The sequence below is a fragment of the Pseudomonas sp. NPDC090592 genome (assembly GCF_044769185.1).
Taxonomy (GTDB): domain Bacteria; phylum Pseudomonadota; class Gammaproteobacteria; order Pseudomonadales; family Pseudomonadaceae; genus Aquipseudomonas.
The window spans coordinates 24,112-47,191 of the sequence record NZ_JBIVXJ010000027.1; the positions used below are offsets into that span (position 1 = coordinate 24,112).

General features: G+C 63.6%; 28 protein-coding genes. 15 read left to right on the forward strand and 13 right to left on the reverse strand.

The window, feature by feature from the left end; all coding sequences use genetic code 11:
* The first annotated feature begins 63 nt into the window (after positions 1–63).
* Positions 64–894, forward strand: a complete 831-nt coding sequence (locus ACIQUI_RS21425; protein WP_403202511.1) for an undecaprenyl-diphosphate phosphatase — start codon at positions 64–66, stop codon at positions 892–894.
* Positions 887–1,300, forward strand: coding sequence for a DUF1294 domain-containing protein (locus ACIQUI_RS21430; protein ID WP_403202513.1), 414 nt, complete (start codon positions 887–889; stop codon positions 1,298–1,300). The genes ACIQUI_RS21425 and ACIQUI_RS21430 overlap by 8 nt, the downstream gene beginning before the upstream one ends.
* Before the next feature lie 122 nt (positions 1,301–1,422).
* On the opposite strand, the gene ACIQUI_RS21435 is transcribed toward ACIQUI_RS21430, so the two are convergent.
* A complete protein-coding gene (locus tag ACIQUI_RS21435) occupies positions 1,423–1,782 on the reverse strand; it encodes an MmcQ/YjbR family DNA-binding protein (protein WP_403202515.1) in 360 nt (119 codons plus the stop codon).
* Complete coding sequence (locus tag ACIQUI_RS21440; RefSeq protein ID WP_403202517.1) at positions 1,775–2,677, reverse strand: LysR substrate-binding domain-containing protein; 903 nt, start codon at positions 2,675–2,677, stop codon at positions 1,775–1,777. Before ACIQUI_RS21440 ends, ACIQUI_RS21435 begins: the two co-directional genes overlap by 8 nt.
* A gap of 133 nt (positions 2,678–2,810) precedes the next feature.
* Here ACIQUI_RS21440 and ACIQUI_RS21445 point away from each other — a divergent pair, with 133 nt between their 5' ends.
* Positions 2,811–3,422 carry an FMN-dependent NADH-azoreductase gene (locus tag ACIQUI_RS21445; RefSeq protein WP_403202519.1) on the forward strand — a complete coding sequence of 204 codons (612 nt, stop codon included), beginning with the start codon at positions 2,811–2,813 and terminating at the stop codon, positions 3,420–3,422.
* A 9-nt stretch (positions 3,423–3,431) separates the two neighbouring features.
* Here the strand turns inward: ACIQUI_RS21445 and ACIQUI_RS21450 are convergent, their stop codons facing one another.
* Positions 3,432–4,031, reverse strand: a complete 600-nt coding sequence (locus ACIQUI_RS21450) for a helix-turn-helix domain-containing protein (RefSeq protein WP_403202520.1) — start codon at positions 4,029–4,031, stop codon at positions 3,432–3,434.
* A gap of 39 nt (positions 4,032–4,070) precedes the next feature.
* The gene (locus ACIQUI_RS21455) at positions 4,071–6,023 is read right to left on the reverse strand and encodes an FAD-dependent oxidoreductase (protein ID WP_403202522.1); all 1,953 of its coding nucleotides are present in this window, start codon (positions 6,021–6,023) and stop codon (positions 4,071–4,073) included.
* A 177-nt stretch (positions 6,024–6,200) separates the two neighbouring features.
* Between ACIQUI_RS21455 and ACIQUI_RS21460 the strand changes: the two genes are divergently transcribed.
* The 6 genes from ACIQUI_RS21460 to ACIQUI_RS21485 all read left to right on the forward strand — a co-directional run bounded on the left by ACIQUI_RS21460 (position 6,201) and on the right by ACIQUI_RS21485 (position 10,391).
* Positions 6,201–7,244, forward strand: a complete 1,044-nt coding sequence (locus tag ACIQUI_RS21460) for an ABC transporter substrate-binding protein (protein WP_403202524.1) — start codon at positions 6,201–6,203, stop codon at positions 7,242–7,244.
* A gap of 33 nt (positions 7,245–7,277) precedes the next feature.
* Positions 7,278–8,033, forward strand: coding sequence for a class II aldolase/adducin family protein (locus tag ACIQUI_RS21465; protein ID WP_403202526.1), 756 nt, complete (start codon positions 7,278–7,280; stop codon positions 8,031–8,033).
* Positions 8,034–8,202: 169 nt separating this feature from the next.
* Positions 8,203–9,087 carry an EamA family transporter gene (locus ACIQUI_RS21470; RefSeq protein WP_403202528.1) on the forward strand — a complete coding sequence of 295 codons (885 nt, stop codon included), beginning with the start codon at positions 8,203–8,205 and terminating at the stop codon, positions 9,085–9,087.
* A gap of 202 nt (positions 9,088–9,289) precedes the next feature.
* On the forward strand, positions 9,290–9,610 hold the full coding sequence (locus ACIQUI_RS21475; protein ID WP_008098148.1) for a YbjQ family protein: 321 nt from the start codon (positions 9,290–9,292) through the stop codon (positions 9,608–9,610).
* A 138-nt stretch (positions 9,611–9,748) separates the two neighbouring features.
* The gene (locus ACIQUI_RS21480) at positions 9,749–9,937 is read left to right on the forward strand and encodes a hypothetical protein (RefSeq protein ID WP_003253897.1); all 189 of its coding nucleotides are present in this window, start codon (positions 9,749–9,751) and stop codon (positions 9,935–9,937) included.
* Positions 9,938–10,079: 142 nt separating this feature from the next.
* Positions 10,080–10,391, forward strand: coding sequence for a hypothetical protein (locus ACIQUI_RS21485; RefSeq protein ID WP_403202530.1), 312 nt, complete (start codon positions 10,080–10,082; stop codon positions 10,389–10,391).
* A 46-nt stretch (positions 10,392–10,437) separates the two neighbouring features.
* Here ACIQUI_RS21485 and ACIQUI_RS21490 read toward each other — a convergent pair whose 3' ends face one another.
* Positions 10,438–10,770 (reverse strand): hypothetical protein, encoded by a 333-nt coding sequence (locus ACIQUI_RS21490; RefSeq protein WP_284353762.1) that lies wholly within the window; start codon positions 10,768–10,770, stop codon positions 10,438–10,440.
* 299 nt (positions 10,771–11,069) lie between these two features.
* Complete coding sequence (gene ampC / locus ACIQUI_RS21495; protein WP_403202532.1) at positions 11,070–12,212, reverse strand: class C beta-lactamase; 1,143 nt, start codon at positions 12,210–12,212, stop codon at positions 11,070–11,072.
* Positions 12,213–12,331: 119 nt separating this feature from the next.
* On the opposite strand from ampC, the gene ACIQUI_RS21500 reads away from it, so the two are divergent.
* The gene (locus ACIQUI_RS21500) at positions 12,332–13,324 is read left to right on the forward strand and encodes a bile acid:sodium symporter family protein (RefSeq protein WP_403202534.1); all 993 of its coding nucleotides are present in this window, start codon (positions 12,332–12,334) and stop codon (positions 13,322–13,324) included.
* Positions 13,325–13,477: 153 nt separating this feature from the next.
* Here the strand turns inward: ACIQUI_RS21500 and ACIQUI_RS21505 are convergent, their stop codons facing one another.
* Both ACIQUI_RS21505 and ACIQUI_RS21510 read right to left on the reverse strand, forming a co-directional pair.
* Positions 13,478–14,071 (reverse strand): DUF4157 domain-containing protein, encoded by a 594-nt coding sequence (locus ACIQUI_RS21505; RefSeq protein ID WP_403202536.1) that lies wholly within the window; start codon positions 14,069–14,071, stop codon positions 13,478–13,480.
* The gene (locus tag ACIQUI_RS21510) at positions 14,058–14,621 is read right to left on the reverse strand and encodes a TetR/AcrR family transcriptional regulator (protein ID WP_403202538.1); all 564 of its coding nucleotides are present in this window, start codon (positions 14,619–14,621) and stop codon (positions 14,058–14,060) included. Before ACIQUI_RS21510 ends, ACIQUI_RS21505 begins: the two co-directional genes overlap by 14 nt.
* An 89-nt stretch (positions 14,622–14,710) precedes the next feature.
* Between ACIQUI_RS21510 and ACIQUI_RS21515 the strand changes: the two genes are divergently transcribed.
* Positions 14,711–15,442 (forward strand): SDR family oxidoreductase, encoded by a 732-nt coding sequence (locus tag ACIQUI_RS21515; RefSeq protein ID WP_403202540.1) that lies wholly within the window; start codon positions 14,711–14,713, stop codon positions 15,440–15,442.
* 29 nt (positions 15,443–15,471) lie between these two features.
* Positions 15,472–16,071, forward strand: a complete 600-nt coding sequence (locus tag ACIQUI_RS21520; RefSeq protein ID WP_403202542.1) for a 2-hydroxychromene-2-carboxylate isomerase — start codon at positions 15,472–15,474, stop codon at positions 16,069–16,071.
* An 84-nt stretch (positions 16,072–16,155) separates the two neighbouring features.
* Here the strand turns inward: ACIQUI_RS21520 and ACIQUI_RS21525 are convergent, their stop codons facing one another.
* The 4 genes from ACIQUI_RS21525 to ACIQUI_RS21540 all read right to left on the reverse strand — a co-directional run bounded on the left by ACIQUI_RS21525 (position 16,156) and on the right by ACIQUI_RS21540 (position 19,655).
* A complete protein-coding gene (locus ACIQUI_RS21525; protein WP_391133318.1) occupies positions 16,156–16,701 on the reverse strand; it encodes a cupin domain-containing protein in 546 nt (181 codons plus the stop codon).
* Positions 16,702–16,781: 80 nt separating this feature from the next.
* Positions 16,782–17,987 carry an MFS transporter gene (locus tag ACIQUI_RS21530; protein ID WP_403202545.1) on the reverse strand — a complete coding sequence of 402 codons (1,206 nt, stop codon included), beginning with the start codon at positions 17,985–17,987 and terminating at the stop codon, positions 16,782–16,784.
* A gap of 85 nt (positions 17,988–18,072) precedes the next feature.
* Positions 18,073–18,606, reverse strand: a complete 534-nt coding sequence (locus ACIQUI_RS21535) for a cytochrome b (protein ID WP_403202547.1) — start codon at positions 18,604–18,606, stop codon at positions 18,073–18,075.
* Positions 18,603–19,655: a catalase family peroxidase gene (locus ACIQUI_RS21540; protein ID WP_403202549.1), complete on the reverse strand. Its 1,053-nt coding sequence runs from the start codon at positions 19,653–19,655 to the stop codon at positions 18,603–18,605. Before ACIQUI_RS21540 ends, ACIQUI_RS21535 begins: the two co-directional genes overlap by 4 nt.
* Positions 19,656–19,779: 124 nt before the next feature.
* Between ACIQUI_RS21540 and ACIQUI_RS21545 the strand changes: the two genes are divergently transcribed.
* Together ACIQUI_RS21545 and ACIQUI_RS21550 are read left to right on the forward strand one after the other, a co-directional pair.
* Positions 19,780–20,301 carry a sigma-70 family RNA polymerase sigma factor gene (locus ACIQUI_RS21545; protein WP_403202550.1) on the forward strand — a complete coding sequence of 174 codons (522 nt, stop codon included), beginning with the start codon at positions 19,780–19,782 and terminating at the stop codon, positions 20,299–20,301.
* On the forward strand, positions 20,298–21,050 hold the full coding sequence (locus ACIQUI_RS21550; protein ID WP_403202552.1) for an anti-sigma factor family protein: 753 nt from the start codon (positions 20,298–20,300) through the stop codon (positions 21,048–21,050). The genes ACIQUI_RS21545 and ACIQUI_RS21550 overlap by 4 nt, the downstream gene beginning before the upstream one ends.
* A 355-nt stretch (positions 21,051–21,405) precedes the next feature.
* On the opposite strand, the gene xthA is transcribed toward ACIQUI_RS21550, so the two are convergent.
* Complete coding sequence (xthA, locus tag ACIQUI_RS21555; protein WP_403202554.1) at positions 21,406–22,218, reverse strand: exodeoxyribonuclease III; 813 nt, start codon at positions 22,216–22,218, stop codon at positions 21,406–21,408.
* Between the two features lie 162 nt (positions 22,219–22,380).
* Here xthA and ACIQUI_RS21560 point away from each other — a divergent pair, with 162 nt between their 5' ends.
* Positions 22,381–23,031, forward strand: a complete 651-nt coding sequence (locus tag ACIQUI_RS21560; RefSeq protein ID WP_403202556.1) for a GNAT family N-acetyltransferase — start codon at positions 22,381–22,383, stop codon at positions 23,029–23,031.
* The last annotated feature ends 49 nt before the right edge of the window (positions 23,032–23,080 follow it).

The following is a 23,080-nucleotide window of genomic DNA, read 5'->3' on the forward strand; positions in this document are numbered from 1 at the left end:
GGCAATTTCAAGCAAATCAAGAACAAGGGGCCTGCAGCGAGCAGCGCTCCATCCGGGGGAATGATGGATTTTTGGACTGCCTTCCAGGCAATCATCTTAGGTGTGGTCGAAGGGCTGACAGAGTTTCTGCCGATCTCCAGTACCGGGCACCAGATCATCGTCGCCGACCTGATCGGTTTTGGTGGCGAGCGGGCCATGGCTTTCAACATCATCATCCAGCTGGCGGCGATCCTGGCAGTGGTGTGGGAGTTTCGCGGCAAAATTCTCGAAGTGGTGTTCGGCCTGGCCAGCGAGCCCAAGGCGCGGCGTTTTACCGGTAACCTGCTGTTGGCGTTCATGCCGGCGGTGGTGCTGGGCGTGCTGTTCGCCGACCTGATTCACGAATACCTGTTCAACCCGATCACCGTGGCGGCGGCACTGGTGGTGGGCGGCGTCATCATGCTCTGGGCCGAGCGTCGCGAGCACCGCGTGCAGGTGGACCACGTGGACGACATGCGCTGGAGCCATGCGCTGAAGATCGGCTTTGTCCAGTGCCTGGCCATGATTCCGGGTACTTCGCGTTCCGGATCCACCATTATCGGTGGCCTGCTGTTTGGCCTGTCGCGCAAGGCTGCGACCGAGTTCTCGTTCTTCCTGGCGATGCCGACGATGGTCGGTGCGGCGGTGTATTCGGGCTACAAGTACCGTGACCTGTTCCAGCCCGGCGACCTGCCGGTATTTGCCATTGGTTTCGTGACGTCGTTCATCTTCGCCATGATTGCCGTGCGTGCATTGCTCAAGTTCATTGCCAATCACAGCTACGCGGCGTTTGCCTGGTACCGCATTGTGTTCGGCCTGCTGATTCTGGCGACCTGGCAGTTCGGCTGGGTTGACTGGTCGACCGCCCATGGCTGAGGCGTCGCGTGGGCAGCGGGTGGAGGGCGTGCGTAATGTGCGGCTGAAGCTGCTGTTGATGGCGGTGTTGTGCCTGCTGCCTTTATTGGGTGCGGCGCGCATGGCCTGGAACGACCAGGCCTGGTGGCCGCTGGCGCTGTACCCGGCGATGAGCCTGATCAGTGTGCTGCTGTACTGGCAGGATAAACAGCAGGCACGTACGCAGGCCTGGCGCACGCCCGAGAAAGTGCTGCATGCCAGCGAGCTGTTGGGCGGCTGGCCAGGGGCGCTGGTGGCGCAGCAGGTGTTTCGGCACAAGACCCGCAAGGTGTCTTACCAGCTGGTGTTCTGGGGGATTGTGCTGGTGCATCAGGTGTTCTGGGCGGACTGGCTGTTTTTTGCAGGGCGCTACCTGCCTTTTGCTTGATGCGTGGCTGGACCGGCCTCTTCGCGGGTAAACCCGCTCCCACAGGTACGCCGCAGGCTTCAAGGAATGTGATATCCCTGTGGGAGCGGGTTTACCCGCGAAGAGGCCGGTACAGGCTAACCCTATATCACCAACCCCACCTGCAAGCGCTTCGGCAGCCGGCGCACCACCAGCTGGTGCGAACGCTGCAACAGATCACACAGCTCATCACGGCCCATGGGGTAGGGCAGCGCCATGCTGATCCATTTTGCCCGCGCCAGATACGGCGCAGGCCGCACCCCGGGGCGGTCGCAATAGCCGAGAAACAGCTCATCGGCCACCTTGAACGACAACCCCGCGCCGGCCAGGTCGAGCACCGCGAACATCTTGTTGCCGGCCACCGAAAACACCCGGATACCGCCCCATTTGTAGTCTTCGCGCGCACCCGGCAGGCTCAGGCAAAACGCTGCCACTTCGGCTTCGCTCATCTTCCTTTCAGACATACCGCTCTCCACAGGCCTCGAATGATGCCGCCAGGTGATCGATCCATACCCGCACGGCAGGCAGCACGCCCCGCCGATGCGGGTATACCGCCTGCAGGTAGCCGCCTGGCAGTGACCAGTCTGGCAGCAGGCGCACCAGTTCGCCGCGCTCCAGTTCTTCCTCGCAAAACATGCTGGGCAGGGCAGTGAAGCCGAGGCCAGCTCGTACAGCAGCATTACGTACTACGAAATCGTCAATGGCCAGGCGCGGTTCCAGGGCGATTTCCTGCTGCTTGCCATGGGGGCCTAACAAGCGAAAGTGCACCAACCGGTCCGCCTCAGCGGCGCCCAGTACCGGCAGTGAAGCAAGCTCAGCCGGTTCACGAATGTGGTCGGCGAAACCGGGCGCGGCCACCAGCTGCATCTGCGCCTGGCGCAAGCGGCGGGTAACCAGGGCTGGGTCTTCGTCGCCCAGGTCGCGCACCCGCAGCGCGACATCGATGCCTTCGGAAATCAGGTCGACCCGGCGGTTGAGCAGCACCATGTCCAGTTGCACCAGCGGGTACTGGGCAAGAAAGCGGCTGATCACATCCGGCAGGAAGGCATGTGCCAGCGCCACCGGGCAGGACACCCGCAAGCGCCCGCGCGGTTCGCTGCTCATGCTGGCCACGGCTTCATCAGCGGCTTCGGCTTCCAGCAGCATGGCCTGGCAGTGGTGCAGATAGCGCTCGCCCACCGCCGTGAGTTTCAGCTGCCGGGTAGTACGCTGCAGCAGGCGTGTGCCCAAGCGCTCTTCCAGCTCGGCAATGCGCCGTGACAGGCGTGACTTGGGGATGCCTAGCTGACGCCCGGCGGCGGCGAAGCCACCGGCTTCGACCACGCGGGCAAAGTAGAAAAGGTCGTTCAGGTCTTGCATGGGAATGTCTCACTGTTCCACCTGTGGGACAAACTAACGCATTTTTGCCTGCTTATCAGCCATTGCTCACCCAGGTAGGATTCTCCCCATCGTGACCGCTCAACACCGCGGTCTTCAATCACAGGAGATTCCTATGAAACTGTTGCACATCGATTCCAGCATCCTGGGCGACAACTCCGCCTCCCGCCAGCTGAGCCGTGAAGTGGTTGAGGCCTGGAAAGCCGCTGATCCGAGCGTGGACGTGGTGTACCGCGACCTGGCCGCCGACGCCATCGCCCACTTCTCTGCCGCCACCCTGGTCGCCGCCGGCACCCCCGAGGATATGCGTGATGCAGCCCAGGCCTTTGAAGCCAAGCTGAGTGCTGAAACCCTCGCAGAGTTCCTGGCCGCTGATGCAGTGGTAATCGGTGCGCCGATGTACAACTTCACCGTGCCCACCCAGCTCAAGGCCTGGATCGACCGCGTTGCCGTCGCCGGCCAGACCTTCCGCTACACCGAAGCGGGCCCGGAAGGCCTGTGCGGCAACAAGAAGGTGGTGTTGGTGTCCACCGCCGGCGGCCTGCATGCTGGCCAGCCGACTGGCGCCGGGCATGAAGACTTCCTCAAGGTATTCCTCGGCTTCATCGGTATCACCGACCTGGAAATCGTCCGCGCCCATGGCCTGGCCTATGGCCCTGAGCAGCGCAGCCAGGCGATTGATGCTGCCCAGGCGCAGATTGCCAACGAGCTGTTTGCTGCTGCCTGATCCTGCAACTCAGAATGTTGGCGGGGTAATTACCCAGATCACTACGGCATCCACTTCACCGGGGTTGCCGTAGCGGTGTGGTTCCTGGCTGGAAAAGCTGAAACTGTCGCCTTCACCCAGCTGAAAATGCCGCTCGCCCACCCACAGCTCGAAGCTGCCGCTGAGAATGTAGCCGGCTTCTTCGCCCTCATGGCTGTAGCTTTGCTGGCTGTAGGTGCCCGGCGGGAAGCGTGAGTGCAGGATCTCCAGTTGGCGGTTGGGCTGGGGGGTGAGCAGTTGATCGACGATGCCATCCTCGTAATGCACGCTCAGGCGGCTGTTGCGCCGCACCACATAGCCCTGGTCCTCGGGTGCGGTGGTGGCCTCGCTGGCGAAGAACCACTGGATGGTCACGCCCAGGCTGCGGGCGATGTTGAACAGCGCCGGGATCGACGGATAGGAAAGGTTGCGCTCCAGTTGGCTGATGTAGCCCGCGGTCAGTTCACTGTGCGCGGCCAGCTCCGCCAGGGTCATGCCGCGGCGCTTGCGCAGGCCGCGGATGCGGGTGCCCAGGAACTGCGGCGCAGGGCCCCCGGCTTCGCTGGCGGGGGGCTGGGGGAGTTGGCTCATGCACGTCGGTCCATCGTAAAAGCCGCAGTATGTACAGCCTCAGAGCGACCAGGCAACCGTCAGGCCGTCGTGAATCGCTTCTTCAGCGGTGCGCGGCGCCAGGCAGTCGCCAATGCGGCGCACTTCTACCAGGCCGGCCAGCTCGCTGGGCAGGCTGTCTTGCGGCTGATGCCCCAGGCACAGTACCAAAGTGTCGATACCCTCGAAGATCATCGGCTCGCCGCTGGCGGTGTGCTGCAGGTACACCGTATTGTCGTCGCTGCCATACAGGCGTGCATACGGGGTGATCGGGATGCCCAGGCGATGCAGCTCGCCGGCCAGCTGGTCACGTACGTACAGCGGCAGGCTTTCGCCGCAATGGGTGCCGTTGACCGCAAGCTGTACCTGATGCCCTTCGCGCACCAGGCGTTCGGCAATACCGGGGCCGATCCAGTCGCAACGCCAGTCGATCACCAGCACCGAACGCCCAAGCTTCACGTCATTGCGCAGTACTTGCCAGGCGTCGACCACTTGCAGCTCACCGGTGCGCTCGAACGCCGGCCAGTAGGGGGTGGCACCGGTGGCGGCGATGACCAGGTCGGGGCGTTCGCGCTCGACCAGGGCGCGGTCGACCCGCGTATTGCGGACCACTTCCACACCGGCCAAGGCCATTTCCCGTTGCAGGTTGGTGCTGGCGCCGCCGAACTCGCTGCGCCGTGGCAGTAGCTGGGCCAGCAGCACCTGGCCACCGAGTTGAGGGCCGGCCTCGTACAGCGTGACCTTATGCCCGCGCGCCGCGGCAACGGCGGCGGCCTTCATGCCGGCGGGCCCGCCACCGGCCACAAGGATGCGTTTGGGCGTGGTGGTGGGCGTTAGCTGGCCGTATTGCAACTCGCGACCGGTTTCCGGCCGCTGAATGCAGGAAATGGCCAGGCCACGATGGAAATGGCCGATGCAGGCCTGGTTGCAGGCGATGCAGGCACGCACGTCCTCGACCTGGCCGCGCTCGGTCTTGCTCGGCATCAGTGGGTCGCAGATCAGTGCACGGGTCATGCCGCAGACATCGGCCTGGCCGCGGGCCAGGATCAGTTCGGCTTCCTGGGGCTGGTTGATGCGCCCGGTCACGAACAGCGGGATATCCAGTTGCTGCTTGAAGGTGGCAGCCTCTCGGGCCAGGTAGGCCGGTTCGATGGCCATGGGCGGAACGATATGCACCGCCCCTCCCAGGGACGCCGAGGTGCCGGCGACGATGTGCAGGTAGTCGAGCTGGCTTTGCACGGCTACCGCTGCGGCCAGCGATTCGTCTTCGCTCAGCCCCTGGTCGTCGCGTTCGTCGGCACTGATGCGCAGGCCGATGATGAACTGCTCGTCGGTGGCGGCGCGCACGGCGGCCAGCACCTCACGCAGGAACCTCAGGCGCTGTTCCAGGTCGCCGTTGTAGCCGTCGCTGCGCAGGTTCACCCGCGGGTTGAGGAACTGCGCGGGCAGGTAGCCGTGGCTGGCCACCACCTCGACCCCGTCCAGCCCGGCCTGATGCAGGCGCCGGGCGGCACTGGCGTAGCCCTGGACGATTTCGTCGATCATCGCCTGGTCCAGTGCGCGTGGCATCACCCGGAAACGTTCGTTGGGCACCGACGATGCGGAGTAGGCCACCGCCAGCAGCCCGTCCGCCGACTCCATGATCTCCCGCCCGGGGTGAAACAGTTGCGACAGCACCACCGTACCGTGCGCATGGCAGGCCTCGGCAAGCTGGCGGTAGCCCTCAATGCAGGCATCGTCGGTAGCCATCAGCACATGTGAGGTATAGCGGGCGCTGTCATGCACCCCGGCAACTTGCAGCACGATCAGGCCGACGCCGCCGGCTGCGCGGTCGCGCTGGTAGGCGATCAGTTTGTCGTTGACCAGATTGTCGGTGGGCAGGCAGGTGTCGTGGCCGGTGGACATGATGCGGTTCTTCAAGCGTTTGCCGCGGATCTGCAAGGCTTCGAACAGGTGAGGGAAGGCGGTCTGCATACAGGCGGCTCCGGTATGGTGTTGTTCTTGTTTTGTTTATAAAAGTGTAGCGGGAGTAAAAAATCAACTTGTTTTTTAACTGGTGCGCGACTAGCTTTTGTTCACCCTCACAGCGAGGGCGTGACCTCACAACAACAAGAAATCGGGCCCTTCGGGCACCGACAGGAGGCAACTACGATGCAGGTATTCCCACGGGTGAATGGCCTTTGCGCAGCATTGCTCGCGCTTGGCCTGGGCTGTGCGCAAGCCGCGCCAGAGATGGTTGTGGTCGCTTATGGCGGCGCGGGTCAGAAAGCCCAGGACGAGGCGATATTCAAACCGTTCAGTGCGCAGGACGGCAGCAAGCTGATCCAGAGCGAGTACAACGGTGAGATGGCGCGTATCCAGGTCATGGCCGACACCGGCAATGTCGACTGGGACGTGGTGCAGATCGAAGGCCCGGACCTGATGCGCGGCTGTGACGAAGGTGTGTACGAGCACCTTGACTGGCAGCGCCTGGGCCATGCCGCCGAACTGATCCCCGATGCAGCCCAGGACTGCGGTTCGGCTGCGTTGGTGTGGAGCGTGGCCATTGCCTATGACCGCAACAAGCTGGCCCAGGCACCCACCTCGTGGGCCGACTTCTGGGACGTGGACAAGTACCCGGGCAAGCGCGGCCTGCGCAAACGTGCGGTGTACAACCTGGAGTTCGCCCTGCTGGCCGATGGGGTCAAGGTCGAGGATGTCTACCAGGTATTGTCGACGCCGGCCGGTGTTGAACGTGCCTTCGCCAAATTGAGTGAACTCAAGCCCTACATCCAGTGGTGGGACGCGGGTGCCCAGCCGGCGCAGTGGCTGACCGCCGGTGATGTGGTAATGACCTCCACCTACAGCGGGCGTATTGCGGTGGCCGCGCAGCAGGGCAGCCCGCTGGCAGTGGTCTGGCCCGGCAGCCTGTATGGCATGGATTACTGGGCAATCATCAAAGGCTCGCGGCATGTCGACCAGGCCAAGCGGCTGATCGCCTATGCCAACCAGCCCGATACCCAGCTGCGTTATGTGCAGCAGATTCCCTATGGGCCTACCAACATCCAGGCTGCTGCCAGGCTCGACCCGGCCTTGGCCGGCTGGGTGCCTACTTCACCGCAGAACCTGCAAGGGGCGCTGGCAATGAATGTGGCGTTCTGGGTGGACCATGGCGAAGAACTGGAGCAACGGTTCAATGCCTGGGCGACCAAGTAGTCTCTCGCCACTTCATTTACAGGGGCAACAACCATGACCGCAATGGAACAGCGTTTGCGCCAGGAGCTGGCAGCCTGTTATCGGTTGATCGCGCACTTTCGCATGAGCGACCTGATCTTCACCCATATATCCCTGCGCTTGCCTGGCCCGGAGCATCACTTCCTGATCAACCCGTACGGCCTGCTGTTCGATGAGATCACGGCCTCCAGCCTGGTGAAAATCGACTTGCAGGGCAGGCCGGTGGAGCCGACCCCGCACCCGGTCAACCCGGCCGGGTTCGTCATTCACAGCGCCATTCATGCCGCCCGCGAAGATGCCCAGTGCGTGCTGCACACGCATACCCGGGCAGGCTGCGCAGTGGCGGCGCTGGAGTGCGGGTTGCTGCCGGTCAACCAGATGTCCATGGAGTTTTACGGCAAGGTGGCTTATCACGCCTACGAAGGTATCGCGCTGGATATGGATGAGCAGCAGCGGCTGGTGGCCGACCTGGGTGACAAGTCGGTCATGATCCTGCGTAACCACGGCCTGCTGACCACCGGGCGCAGCGTGGCCGAAGCGTTCCTGCGCATGTACTACCTGGAGAAGGCCTGCGAGATCCAGTTGGCGGCGCAGAGTGCCGGGCAACTGGTTCTGCCGGCCGAGGCGGTGTGCGCACATACCGAGCGGCAGTTCAACGAGCCGGGCAGGGGGTTGAAGCAGGGGGAACTGGCGGACCCGGATGCGCTGCAACTGGCCTGGGCAGCGTTGTTGCGGGTGCTGGAAAAGGTAGCGCCTGGCTACCGGGACTGACACGACCTGGCAAAGCTGCACGGCCGCTTCTACAGGGTCGTGTGCCGCTCATACGATAACAGTCGCACTGTTGCGCAACCCTCAGCCGCAACTGTACTGCTCCCTGGCAAAGGAATAGCCTTATGCTGTAACGAAATATGTCTAGAAAAGCCTAAAGAAGGAAGCCGCAATGCCGCTCAAGGACCTGCTCATCGCCCTGGTGGTGATTGTCGCCTGGGGAGTCAACTTCGTGGTCATCAAGGTTGGCCTCGACGGCCTGCCGCCGATGCTGCTGGGTGCGCTGCGCTTCTTGTTGGTGGCGTTCCCGGCGATCTTGCTGGTCAAACGGCCCAAACTGCCCTGGCGCTGGTTGATCGCCTATGGTGCGACAATATCGCTGGGTCAGTTCGCCTTCTTGTTCCAGGCCATGTACAGCGGTATGCCACCCGGGCTTGCCTCGTTGATTCTGCAGTCGCAGGCATTCTTTACCCTGGGCTTCGCCGCGGTGTTCCTCGGTGAGCGGTTGCGCCTGGCCAGCGTACTGGGGCTGCTGGTGGCCGCCAGCGGCCTGGCGCTGATCGGCAATGAAGATGGCGGCCATGTGCCCATGCTGGCGCTGGTGTTGACCTTGTGCGGTGGAGCCATGTGGGGCTTGGGCAATATCATCACCCGGCGTTTTGGTTCGGTCGACCTGGTGGCGTTGGTGATCTGGGGTGGCCTGATTCCGCCACTGCCGTTCCTGGCGTTGTCCTGGTGGCTGGAAGGGCCTGAGCGTATTGGCCATGCCCTGGGCAACATCAGCTGGAGCTCGGTGCTGGCCCTGGCGTACCTGGCCTTTGTCGCCACCATGCTCGGCTATAGCCTGTGGAGCAAGCTGCTGTCGCGCCACCCGGCTGGCAAAGTGGCGCCGTTCTCGTTGCTGGTGCCGGTGATTGGCCTGAGTTCGTCGGCGCTGCTACTGGGTGAGCGCCTGACCGCAACCCAGGGCTGGGGTGCCCTGCTGGTGATGGCGGGGTTGCTGGTGAACGTGTTTGGTGCGCGTATCGGGCAAAGGTTTCGCGCGGCCAATGCATGATGTGATGAGTCTGCAAAGCCTTGCGCGGTCACTGTGGGAGCGGGCATGCCCGCGAAACAGGCGACGCAGTGGATGGCACCGGCTTTGCCGGTGTTCGCGGGCGCGCCCGCTCCCACAGGGATTGCGGCCAACCAGCGGATCTGTGGGGTGACTTGTGCTCTGTTAGAATCGGCCTCTTTTGCCAGGCCAATGGAGCGCTTTCATGATCATTTCCACCACCAGCCAGCTCGAAGGCCGCCCTATTGCCGAATACCTGGGCGTGGTCAGCTCCGAATCGGTGCAGGGTATCAACTTCGTCCGCGATTTCTTTGCACGTTTTCGGGACTTCTTTGGTGGCCGCTCACAAACGCTGGAAAGCGCCCTGCGCGAGGCCCGCGAGCAGGCCACCGAAGAACTCAAGGCGCGGGCACGCCAGTTGCACGCCGATGCGGTAGTGGGTGTGGATTTTGAGATCAGCATGCCGTCGGTGCAGGGCGGCATGGTCGTGGTATTTGCCACTGGCACGGCGGTGCGTTTGAAATAGAGCGGTCTGCCACTGGTCGGCTGTCGGGCGCTTGTCCGGGCAGTCCGCAAATGACCGGCTAGTCTCACTTTCACAGGCCGCGTTTCCTTGGCAGCTTTTCTGGCTGCTGGCGCGTCCGCCACTGGAGGGAGACAGGGCATGAGCGAATCCTTTTTCGAAGACCTGAATGACGCGTTCCCGATCAACAGCCAGGTGCGTTGTGGCCAGGCGGCGTTCCGTCTGGGCTTCGCCCATATGACGCTGGATGATTCCGAACAACTTCAGCCTGCACACCTGCAGCGCAGTAAAAAAGGCCGTTTCATGCCGCGGGTTCCGCTGAAGAAGTGAACCGGCATCCAGCTCGAGACCCCGCCCAATGGCGGGGTTTTTATTGCGCTTTGTTGATCCGCCTCATGGCATTGATCGGTAGCACTCGCCGGCTGGCCGAGGTTGTGCTTTTCTGGCAGGGCATTCCAGTAACGGAGGTTGAATGCTCATGCGAGTCAGGGAACAGACCTATTGGCAGTGGGCCGACGCCCAGCTGCACAGCCGCAGCCACGACGAAGCCCTCAGTGACGGTACCACACTGGATGTGCAGGTACGCCTGTCACGCCTTGGGGCGACCCAGCTGTTTCTGGGGCTGTATGCCAAGGATGGCCACGCAATGCTGGAGGAGTACTACCCGGCACGACCCGGCGAGACCATGACCCGCGCCCTGGTGTGGGGTGTCGACCGTGCCCGGGCCATGGCAACCGGAGCCTTGCCTTTGCCGAAAACCCGCAGCCATCGGCGCCAGGCATGAAAAAGCCCGGCCAAGGTGGGCCGGGCTCAGGTAAAGGCGGGAACCCTCAGTTGAGCGGTTCGATCACCTTGACTGCCTGCTGCTCACGGGCAGCGGGCCATTCTTGTTGCAGGGTCTGCAGCACGCGGCCAACGAATTCGGTGTCGGCGGCGGCTTTCTTGCCGACGTAGCCCTGGCCACGGCGGTAGACCTTGAAGCGAGCACGCATGCTGGGCAGGTGCTCTTCAAATTCATCTTCGATGGTGTTCGGTGGCAGGCGGTCGAGCCGCACCTCACCGGTTTGGCTGACCCACAGCAAGTGGTCGTCAAGGCTGTCCTTGCGTACGGCGAACAGCTGCGCCAGTTGATCGATAGTCGGATTGTTGTTCAAGTTCATCATAAAGCCCCCATTACCCATTCGTTGGTGATTTTCACAGTTGGCGCTACCACGGTGTAGCGCACTACCAAGGCTGCTACAGCAGCATCGCAACAGGGGCTTTCTCACGCTGCCTTTTGGACAGTTCCCTCTCCACGGACGGCCTGCGTTACCGCGCAGGCCGTCTGGAACACCCTTGCCACCGCTCCCGATCAGGGAGACGGCTTCATCATGCACAAGGGCGATGAGCGGCGTCAATGATTTTGTAGTGAATATTTTTTGGCACTACATTTTGTCATTTTGTTCGACAATCACTGCGTCCGTTACAGCCCGGACAGTATTTCGAAGGCGGCGCGAACCCGCGCTTCGTTCGGGTAATTTCGGTTGGCCAGCAACACGACAGCCAGTTGCTCAGAGGGCACAAACGCGGCGTAGGCACCGAAGCCGTTGGTTGAACCGGTCTTGTTGTACCAGGCGGCCGCTTGTGCCGGCAGGGCCGGTTGCAAGCGCGTGATTGCCTGCGGTTCACGGATCAGCCGCGGGCTGTTGCCATCGACCAGGGTGGCCAGCGTGACAGGGTAGGGGTAGCGTTCCCAACCCAGGCCCTGGGTCATGGCGCCGACCTGGAAATAGCCCTGCCGGGTGATTTCGGTGGCTTTCACCAGCGCCGGTCGCAGGTCGTCTGGCTGCATGTTCAGGCGCACGTAGCGCAGCAGGTCGCTGGCGCTGGTCTTGATGCCGTAGGCCTCGTCGGCGTAAGGGCCTGGGCCGACGCGCACCGGTTTGTCGGCGGCGTCGTAGCCTTGGGCATAAAGCCCCTGAGCGCTGGTCGGGACATGCAGGTAGGTGGTTTTCAGGCCCATTTCGGCCAGCAGGCCGTCGCTCATCAGCGTGGAAAACGGTTGATGCTGTGCGCGTGCAGCCAGGTCGCCGAACAAGCCGAGGCTGGGGTTGGAGTAGCAGCGCTGGGTGCCGGGCTTGGCGCGGGGCTGCCAGTGGCGGAAGAAATCGACGACCTGTTGCGGGGACTGTACTTCGTCGGGGAACTGCAATGGCAGGCAATCTGCACTGTAGGCACCGAGGTCCAGCACGCTGGCGTCACCGAGGGGCGTTCCGGCCAGTGCCGGGTGATAGCGCTTGGCCTTGGCCGCGAGGTCCAGCTTGCCCTCGGCACTGGCCAGCGCGGCCAGTGTGGCCGTGTAGGTCTTGCTCAGCGAGCCGATCTCGAACAGCGTATCCCGGCTTACCGGCACGTTGTCGGTTTTGCTGGCCACGCCGTAGCTGAAGTAGTGCGCGTGGTCGCGGGCATAGATGGCCACGGCCATGCCGCTGATGCCTTGCTCCTGCATCAGCGGGCGGATGATACGGTCTACCTTGGCTTGCAGCTGGTCGTCAGCCTGGGCGCCGGCATGGCCCAGCGCAAGGGTGGTGGCGGCCGCAAGCGCGGCCAGGCGAGAGAGGGGCATGGCAGGGTCCTTTTGTGGAACGTGTCCGTTGAGCGATACCGGTGGGGGTTCCGGCGTTAGCGGTAAAAAGCCGAAGACCTTATCGTCTGCCCTTGCACAATGACAAGATGGAAACAGTGATGAAGTATTTGCGCATGTTATTCGACAATTTCACCCTGGCCTTGCTCGGGGTGGTGCTGATCGCCACCGTGCTGCCTTGCTCGGGCGACGGCGCGGTATATTTTGGCTGGCTGACCAACCTGGCCATTGGCTTGCTGTTCTTCCTGCATGGGGCCAAGCTTTCGCGTGAGGCGATCATTGCCGGTGCCGGGCACTGGCGTCTGCACCTGCTGGTGTTCTCCTGCACGTTCGTGCTGTTCCCGCTGCTGGGCCTGGCGTTCAAGCCGTTGTTCCTGCCGCTGGTGGGTAACGAGCTGTACCTGGGTGTGCTGTACCTGTGCGCCTTGCCGGCCACCGTGCAGTCGGCCATCGCCTTCACCTCGCTGGCCCGCGGTAATGTGCCGGCAGCCATTTGCAGCGCAGCGGCGTCCAGCCTGCTGGGCATCTTCCTGACCCCGTTGCTGGTGATGATGTTGCTGGGCGCCAGTGGTGATACGGGTTCTGGTCTGGATGCCGTGCTGAAGATCACCCTGCAGCTGCTGGTACCGTTCGTTGCCGGGCAGATTGCGCGGCGCTGGATTGGCGCCTGGGTCAAGCGCAATGCGCGCTGGCTCAAGGTGGTGGACCAGGGCTCGATCCTGTTGGTGGTGTACACCGCCTTCAGCGAAGCCGTGGTCACCGGGTTGTGGCACACAGTCTCGCCGCAGCACCTGGCCGGGTTGTTTGCCGTCTGCGGGATTCTGCTGGCGGTGGTGCTGTTCGGCACTCGTGTGCTTGGCAAGCTGCTGGGCTTTGACCTCGAAGACCGCATCACCATCCTGTTCGCCGGCTCCAAGAAAAGCCTGGCTACCGGGGTTCCCATGGCCCAGGTGCTGTTCGTGGGCAGTGGTATTGGCGCGATGATCCTGCCGCTGATGCTGTTCCACCAGATCCAGTTGATGGTCTGTGCAGTGTTGGCGCAGCGCTATGCCAGTCGTGAACAGGTGGCTGAAGAGGCTTCTGCCGCGTCCTGAGCCCATACGCGGTCCCTTGTAGGAGCGGCCTTGTGTCGCGACGGGCTGCAAAGCAGCCCCGGCAATATCAGCAGCGACTCTGAATAAGGGGCTGCTTTGCAGCCCGTCGCGACACAAGGCCGCTCCTACACAGGGATCGCGTAGTAGCTGATATCAGCGGGCTTGGCCCGAAGCGCGTTCGCGCAAGGCCTTGCCCACCTCGGCCTCGATCTTGTAAGCCGGCCCCTCCAGCGCGTCATAGTCGCGCGTATAGCGCCGGGCAAATTCCTCCACGCCCAGTTCCTGGTACTGCTGCACATGCTTCAACTCGTGCGCCCACAAGGCCACGTTGTCTTCGGCATCGCCCGCCCGGCGGAAAATGATCGTATCGATCAGCGTAACGGCATTCACGTCGGGGTTTTGCAGCAGCGCATTGGCCGCGCTCATCTGCTGCGCGTCACCTACCCGGAAGCGGGCTGCGTCGAGTACGGCAAAGTCGTACCAGGCTTCGAGCTGCGCACGGATATGAAGCGGGATGGGCTCGACGCCACTGGCGGTGGCCTCGTCCCTGGCCTGGCGTAAGGCCAACGCCAGGCTGGACGACGCCATGACTTCAACATCCTTGAGAATCTGGCCGGCCTGCCCAGGGTCGATCGGCGCGCAAAAACAGCCCATCAGGCACACCTGGTACTGCCCGGGCGGGCAAGCTTGTTCGGCGAATGCAGGCACTGCCAGCAGCAACCCCAGCACTGCGCTAATCCACTTCATGCAGGGCCTTTTCGACGAACTGGCGACTAGCGTCCAGCACCTGCGCCTGCACTGTTTCTGTGGCCAGCATGCGGCCGACCATCAATGCACCTACGCACTGGCTGATCAGCACCCAGGCCAGCTGCTCATCCTCAAGGGTTGCGCTCCAGGCCTGGTGCAGTTCGACCAGCCAGTGTTCGGCCTGTTCACGCACTGGCGCTGCAGCCCTGGCGATTTCCACACCCAACGGCGGTAGCGGGCAGCCACCTTCGGCGTTGTGCAGGTGGGCCAGGCTCAGGTACTGCTGCAGGCAGCGGCCCAGGCGTTCGCGGTTGGCGCCCTGGTTGGCCAGGCGCGCCAGTGGGCTGTTGCACAGTTCCTGGCGCACGACTTCGGTGAACAGGTCGTCCTTTGAGGGGAAGTGGTTGTAAAAGGCGCCGCCGGTCAGGCCGATCGCTTTCATCAGCCCGGCTACACCGGTGCTGGAAAAGCCCCCGCGCTTGGCCAGCGCGCCGCTACTGCTCAGCAACCGCTCGCGGGTCTGTTGCTTGTGTTCGGTGGAGTAACGCATTCACTTGCCTCTGCAGGCGGGCTTGACGATGACGGGGATCATAACATAGCGTTCGTTTACTAAACGATCATTCACCAATGGAGGCAGGCATGGCAGAACAACAAAAAGTAGTGCTGGTGATCGGTGCGGGCGACGCGACCGGTGGCGAGATTGCCAAGCGTTTCGCTCGTGAAGGCTACATTGCCTGCGTGACCCGGCGTCAGGCTGAAAAGCTGCAACCGCTGCTGGACGAAATACGCGACGCCGGCGGCCAGGCCCACGGGTTTGGTTCCGATGCGCGCAAGGAGGATGAAGTTGCAGCGTTGGTCGAGACCATCGAGCGCGATATCGGCCCGATCGAGGTATTTGTCTTTAATATCGGCGCAAACGTGCCCTGCAGCATTCTTGACGAAACCCCGCGCAAATACTTCAAGATCTGGGAAATGGCCTGTTTTGCCGGCTTTCTCACCGCTCAGGCGGTTGCCCGGCGCATGGTTCAGCGTGAGCGCGGCACCATCCTGTTCACCGGAGCCACTGCGGGAACCCGCGGGGCGGCGGGTTTCGCGGCGTTCGCCGGGGCCAAGCATGGCTTGCGTGCGCTGGCCCAGAGCATGGCACGCGAACTCGGACCGCGAAACATCCATGTTGCGCATGCGGTGGTGGATGGGGCCATCGACACCGCCTTCATTCGTGACACCTTCCCTGAGCGCTATGCCCTCAAGGACCAGGATGGCATCCTCGCCCCGGCGCACATTGCCGACAGCTACTGGTTCCTGCACGCCCAACCCCGCGACGCCTGGACATTTGAACTGGACCTGCGTCCCTGGATGGAACGCTGGTAAGCCTCTTTCACCGAGCAAGGACCGAAACCATGCACAAGACTGTCGATTTCTATTTTGACCTGGGCAGCCCGGCCAGCTACCTGGCCTGGACCCAGTTGCCAGGCCTGTGTGCCCGCCAGGGCGCCACGCTGCGTTACTGGCCCATGCTGCTGGGCGGGGTGTTCCAGGCTACCGGCAATGCGTCGCCGGCCATGATCCCGGCCAAGGGGCGCTACATGTTCACCGACCTGGCACGCTTTGCTGCGCGCTATGGGGTGCCGTTCGGCATGCCGTCAGGTTTTCCGGTCAATACGCTGAACTTGATGCGCGGCGTGATGGGCACCCAGATGCATTCACCGCAGCGGTTCGAGGCGTTGTTGGCCGCGCTGTTCAACGGGTTGTGGGTGCAGCGCCGCAACCTGAGCGACAGCGCAGTCCTGGATGAAACACTGGCCCAGGCAGGCTTCGATCCGCAGGCTTTTCATGCCGTGGTGGCTGACGGCGAAGTGAAAACAGCGCTCAGGCAGGCGACCGAGGCAGCGGTCGGGCGCGGGGTTTTCGGCGCACCGACCTGCTTCGTTGGCGAGGCGATGTTCTTTGGGCAGGACCGTCTGGACTTTGTCGAGGAGGCGCTGTCGCATCCAGCTTGAACGCTACGGCTACGCGGTCATTGTGGGAGCGGCTTCAGCCGCGAACACCGGCGTAGCCGGTGCCATGCACTGCGCACCAAACAGTCAGAAGTTAGCCGGCGTGTTTGCGCTGATGATCTCGGCTTCGTCCTGGCCGATGTTCTTGAAGCTGTGCGGCAGGGTAGTGGGGATGTAATACCCATCGCCCGAGTTCAGCACGCTGACCTGGCCATCGACCCACAGCTCCACGGTGCCCCGGGTAACGAGGCCACATTCTTCGCCCTCGGCGTGCACGATTGGATCGCCCGAGTCGGCACCGGGCGCATACAGCTCACGCAGCATGCGCATCTGCCGGCCCTCGACACTGGCTCCCACCAGCAGCATGCGCAGGCCATTGCGGCCCAGGTCTGGCTGTTCGCCACCACGGAACACGTAGCGCTCCTCGCGGACCGGCTCGTCGAAGCTGAAAAACTCTGCCAGGCTCATCGGGATGCCTTCGAGCAGCTTTTTAAGGGAGCTGACCGAAGGGCTGACGCGATTCTGCTCGATCTGAGAGATCGTCGAATTGGTCAGCCCGCTGCGGCGGGCCAGTTCCCGTTGGGAGAGGTTGTTGCGTTCACGCACCAGTTTGAGTCGCGTCCCCGTGTCCATAGCCGCCTTGTAATCAGAGGTGTCAATAATAATGAGCGATGCGCATTAAAACACACTCTGGTCGCTTGCGCGCTGTGCTTTCAAACCCGCTGTTCACGCGGCATCGGCCACAGGCCGACCAGCAGCAACAGCGCGGCCACAGCCAGGAACGGCAGGCGCGGATCGAGCGCATAGACCAAGGTGCCGGCCAGCGGCCCGATGACTGCCCCCATGCCTTGGGCAGCGCCAATGGAGCCGGCTGTGGCGCCTTGCTCGGAGGCCTGCATGGCATTGGCGGCCAGCGCTGAAAACGACGGGAATACGAAGCCCATGCCGGCTGCTGCGACGAAGTAGCAGGCCCATAGCATCGGTGCGCTGGTAGCGAGCGAGCCGCAGGCAAAGCCGATCGCCGAAACGGTGGCACCCACCCGGATCATTTTCAGCGGCGGCCATTCCAGTTTGCGCAGCAGCACTTGCGACAGCATCAGCGCTACACCCACGGTGGTCAGCGCGATGCCTGCGGCCTGCGCCGCTTCTGCTGGCCCCAGGTGCAGGCGGTCGAGGGCGAAAAAGCCGACAACTATCTGCGAAACGGTAACACTGAGCATGGCGCTGAACGCTACCAGCAAGGGCCGGCGCAGGCGTGGGTCGTTCAACCGCACCGGGCTGGGGGCATGGTTGTGGGGCAGCGCCTGCGGCTTGAGGGTGAACAGCAGCACGACAAACGCAGCCGCCGGCAGCAGTGACATGATATGGAACGGCAGGCTCAGGCTGTGCCGCGCCAGCAGCGCCGCCAGCGCCGGCCCGACCACCAGGCCGACGGCGTTGGCCGCCCCCAGCGAGGCCATGGCCCGTGCCCGGCGCTGCGGTTCGATGTGATCGGCAATCAGCGCGTTGCCGCCTACCGGGATGGCGGCATAGAAGGCACCGATACAGCCGCGTGCGACCATCAGGCCGATGAACGCTGCGGTCGCCCCTGGCATCCAGCGCAGGGCACCTTCGACGAACAGGCACAGTAGCCAGTAGGCCATGGTGAAGCCGGCGGTGCCCAGCAGCAGGATGCGCCGGCGGCCCAAACGGTCAGCTGCACGGCCCCAGGGGCGCGCCAGCAGCACCCAGACCACGCCAGCGACCGTTACCGCGGCGCCGGCCTGCCAGGTGGCCATGCCGAGTTGGCGGGCAATCGGGCCGATCAGGGCGACGAAGGCCATCATCGACATGGTACAGGCCATGTTGGCCAGCAGCAGCGGGCGCAGGTCCAGTGTGTTGGCGGGTAGAAGTCTTGCAGGATCCTTTGCAACGTTCATGGGCAGTCCAGGGCAGTGCGGCAATAAGAGCGCCGATCTTAATAAGAATGATTATCGCATGTCTAATGCCCCGGGCTGCTGCAGGTCATTCGCTGCGGTGCAGGGGGCCAGGCCACATGCTACGCAACACGCCGTCCCGGCGCACCCACGCGTGCATCAAGGCGGCAGCCACATGCACCAGTACCGTGGCGAATAGCAGGTAGCCGGCCCAACCGTGGGCCATGCGCAGCACGGCATACAGTTGCAGGTTGTGCGGGGCGATGGCAGGCAAGCCCAACGGGCGAGGGTAGTCGCCGGCCGACAGCATGGCCCAGCCCAGCAGCGGCATGGCCAGCATCAGGCCATAGAGCACCAGGTGCGATGCCCCGGCGGCCCAACGCTGCAAGGGCGGCAGGTCTCGCGGCAAGGGTGGATGAGGCACGGCCAGGCGCACGCCGATACGTAACAGCACCAGTACCAGCAGCGCCAGGCCGGTGGCCTTGTGCAGCCCGATCAGTACCGGGTGGCGCGTCGACAGGTCGGCAACCATGCTCACACCGATGAACAGCATGGCCAGGATCAGCACGGCCATCAGCCAGTGCAGCAAGCGGGCGAACGGGTGGAAGGCGTCAGGTTTCATGGGCGGGCTCCGGTGCCGAGCGATTCGCGGCTGCGGCGGTTGAACGATTCCGAATAGGCAGCCGAACGGGCAGCGAGGATTGGGTCGGCAGAGGCCTCGATACCCTTGGGCAAGATCAGCGGGTCAAAGTTGAGGTCACGGCATGCCCCCTGTTCCGGAGCGTCGACCTGCTCCAGCACCAAGGTGCCGGCGTCTACACTGCGCCGCTCGGCTGGCCAGGGGTGGGCAGGGTCGTCCACCGCATCGCCGGGTTCGGCCAGCACCAGGCGCAGCGTCCAGCGCAGCGGGCCTTGGGCCAGGCGTTGCTGCAGGTCGTGTTGCAAGAATTGCTTGTCATCGACCTGACCAGGCAATGCGGCAAACGCGGCCTGCGGCTCAAGCTGCCAACGCACGGGGTGGCGCGTGCCGTCTGCGTCAATCAGCATAAAGGCATTGATGCTGTGGTACTGCGTGCTGGCAAAGCTGTTACTGGGCTTGTAGCCCGCCGCCCATTGGCGAAACGCAGCACTTTCCGGGTGGGCGGCGAAGAACGCCTGCATGCTGGCAAGGTTCGGCTTGCCGGTGGCGGGGTCGGGCGTGCCCGCCAGTACTTGCTCGTAGAACCCTTGGGGGGTGCTGACCGCCAGCACTGGCGGGTTGTTCATGCCAGTGCGCCAGACCTGCCCGTCGTCTGTGCTCAGCTGGATGGCCAGGCTGCGCACGGGGATGCCGGTGTCCGGGGCGAACGGGTTGGCACCGCCAATGGCGAAACGGCCGATCACCGGCACGCGCGCCTGGCTGAACACGCGCGCCGTGGACAGCCTGGCAGCCTGCCCGCTGGCCTGGAAGTAACCGCTGACGCACAGGCCCTTGGCGTGGTTTTTCCGGTAGCCCGGGTAGTGCCCGGCCTGGGCCTCGAAGGTGTCGATGATGCGCTGCGGCGTCAGCCGGGTTTCGCCGAGCCAGCCGGCTGCATAGGCAAAGCCGGCGCCTGCGGCCAGCATCACGGCGCCGATGGCGGCCAGGCGCAAGGCTTTGGCCGGGCCGTGCAAGGGTGGGTTCATGGTCATCGTCCGGTTGGGTGAGTGTGCCGGTACGACGGCGCAGGGAAAAACTTATTCCATCGGCGGGAATAGAATTTGCTGCCGGGCGTCTGCCTTTTACACTGACAACCTCAACGCCTGGAACTTTGCCATGCACGATCTGGACGACCATCAGTGGCGCGAGCTGCTGGCCCGCCTGCGCCGCTTTGCCGTGTGGCTGACCCGCGAGCCTGGCAGCGCTGACGACCTGGTGCAGGCCACGGTCGAGCGGGCGCTGAGCCGGCGCGACCAGCAACGTGAAGCCGAGGCCCTGCGGGCTTGGCTGTTCACCATTCTCTATCGGCTGTTCCTCGATGGTAAGCGCCGCGACCGCCTGCATGCGCGGTGGCTGTCCTGGTTTGGGCGTGGCGAACGTGAGGAAGAACCGGCCGGTGACAATCTCGAATCCATTGTCCTGGCTCAAGCTGACTTGCAGGCGTTTGCCCGGTTAACCACCGAACAGCGTGCCTTGTTGCTACTGGTGAGCATCGAAGGCTTGAGTTACAAGGAGGCCGCCGAGGCCTTGGGCATCCCCATCGGCACTGTGATGTCGCGCCTGTCGCGGGCGCGCAGTGCCTTGCGCGAACTGACCGAGGGCAACCCCCAGCCACCGGCCTTGCGGAGACTGAAATGACCCGTCTGATCCCCAGCGAAGACGAATTGCACGCTTACGTCGATGAGCGCCTGGAGCCTGTGCGTCGGGCTGAGGTGCACGCTTGGCTGGCGGCGAATCCGCAGGCTGCGCAACGCGTAGAGGGCTGGCGCGCCGATGCTCGGCGGCTGCGTACGGCGCTGGCCGGGTTTGGTGAGCTGCCTGGGGCGGCGCAGCTGGACCTTGGTCAGTTGCGTCGGCAATTGCGCCAGCGTCGGCAACGGCGTTGGGCGGCGGCGGCGGTGCTGATGCTGGCAGTGGGCGTTGGTGGGGTAGGCGGCTGGCAGGTGCGCGATGCCTCCCTGGCGCGTGTTGAGCTGCCCATGGCCGATGCCGTGCAGGCCCATCGTTTGTTCGCCGCCAGCGAGGCGCTGGATATCCAGGCCAGCGACCCAGGGCAGTTGCGTGACTGGCTGGGGCGCCATTTCAGCCGCGTGGGCCAGTTACCGGATTTGGCCGGTTATGGCTTCAAACCGGTGGGGGCGCGCTTGCTCAGCAACGAGCAAGGGCCGGCGGCGCTGCTGGTGTTTGAAGATGGCAAGGGGCAGCGCATCAGCCTGTTCCTGCGTTCACCGGGCGAGCTGTATCGGCGCATGCCGGACGGGCAGCGGGTTGATGGGCAATTGGAGGCGCGCTATTGGTCGCATGGGGCTTACAACTTTGCCTTGGTCAGCGCGGCGGATGATGTGCGTGGGGCGGGGGTGGGGGAGGCGTTGCGGTTGGGGTTGTGAGGGAACCTCAGGGTGCATGCCTTGGGATTTTTGGTGGCGGTGAGATCGAGCGCCGCCCGCGCGGCGCTTCGCGGGGCAAGCCCGCTCCCACATTTGTTGCAACGTGGCCATGCCTGTGGAAGAGGCGTTGTCAGCCTTGGCGCATGTCTTGAGACGGGTGGGCGGTAGCAGCGCCAGTAGGGAAATCGAGTCGGCCCGACAAGGCTGGCAACCATGGCCTGACAGGTTCGGCACGTTGCAACAAATGTGGGAGCGGCGGTGCGGCGATCCGACTTGCCCCGCGAAGCGCCGCGCGGGCGGCGCTCAATCTCACAGGCGCCGCAACTCCCAAGACAGGCCGCCGCAGCCCAATACCTCAGCCCAGCTCCAGCCAGATCGGCGCATGGTCCGAAGGTTTTTCCATCCCGCGCAGTTCATAGTCCACGCCCGCCGCCTTGATCCGCGGTACCAGGTGCTGCGAGGCCATGATCAGGTCGATGCGCAGGCCACGCTTGGGATCGTCCTCGAAGCCGCGGCTGCGGTAGTCGAACCAGCTGAAGCGGTCGCTCACGTCAGGGTGCAGGTGACGGAAACTATCGACCAGGCCCCAGCCTTTCAAGCGTTCCATCCACTCACGCTCTTCCGGCAGGAAGCTGCATTTGCCGGTCTTCAGCCAGCGCTTGGCGTTGTCCGGGCCGATGCCGATGTCGCAGTCCTGCGGCGAGATGTTCATGTCGCCCATTACCAGCAGTGGCTGGTCATTGCGGAACTGGCCTTCCAGCAGCGCCTGCAGGTCGCTGTAGAAGCGCTGCTTGGCCGGGAACTTGGTAGGGTGGTCGCGGCTTTCGCCCTGGGGGAAATAGCCGTTCATGATGGTGATCGGGTTGCCATCGGCATCGGCGAACGTGCCCCAGATGAAGCGGCGCTGTGCGTCTTCTTCATCAGTGGCAAAGCCCTTGTGCAGGCTCAGCGGTGCCTGGCGCGACAGCAGGGCCACGCCGTAGTGGCCCTTCTGGCCGTGGTAGTGCACGTGATAACCCAGTGCCTGTACGTCGGCGAGCGGGAACTGATCGTCGCTGACCTTGGTTTCCTGCAGGCCGATCACGTCTGGCTGGTGCTTTTCGATCAGCGCCGCCAACTGGTGCGGGCGGGCCCGCAGGCCGTTGATGTTGAAACAGACGATCTTCATGGAAAGACAATCCCGGTAAAAGGCGCGATGCTAGCCGACATCGCCCGTCATCACCAGCGTGGCAGCCTGGGGATTCAGCTGCTAACGTGCCAAAGGGGGTGAACGATACGCGGTGCGGCACCTCCAAGGCCTTGTACGCCCATTCCAGGAGGTCTGCCCGCAATGCCCGAAACCACTGCCGCTCCGGCTCGTATCTGCCTGCTCGATGACGGTTTCAGCCGCGAGGCGCGTTCACTGCTGTACAACGCCTACCGCCACGAACCTACCTTTGCCTATATCTTCGAAGCCCAGCGCCCAGGGTATGAGCGGCGCTTGCGGGTGATGGTGCGCGAATGGGTACGCCAGCACTTCTACCTGCAACTGCCGGCCATTGGCTTGCTGGTGGATGACCGCCTGATCGCCCTGGCCCTGATCGTGCCGCCGCTGCGCCGGCTGGGCGTGGCCGACAGCTGGGCCTGGCGCCTGCGCATGATCCTGGGTACTGGCCTGCGTTGCACGCGGCGCTACATGGACTACCAGGCCGCCCTGGCCACTTGCTTGCCCACCAACCAGGTACATGTGTTGCCATTGCTGGGAGTGCACCCGCAATTTCAGGGCAAGCACTACGGCGAGCAATTGTTACAAGCGGTGCATGACTGGTGTGCGGACGACCCCGGTACCCAAGGCGTGGTACTAGACACCGGCAATGAGCATTACCTGGCTTTTTACCAGCGCCAGGGCTATGAAGAAATTGGCGAGGTGGCTGTAGGACCAATCCGTGAAAGGGTGTTTTTCCATCCCAATCCGGTCTCATCAAATTCGGCTTTTGCCTGAGCAGGCGGCCAGGCTGCTCCCTTGAGCGCCTGGCTCTGGTAGCATGCGC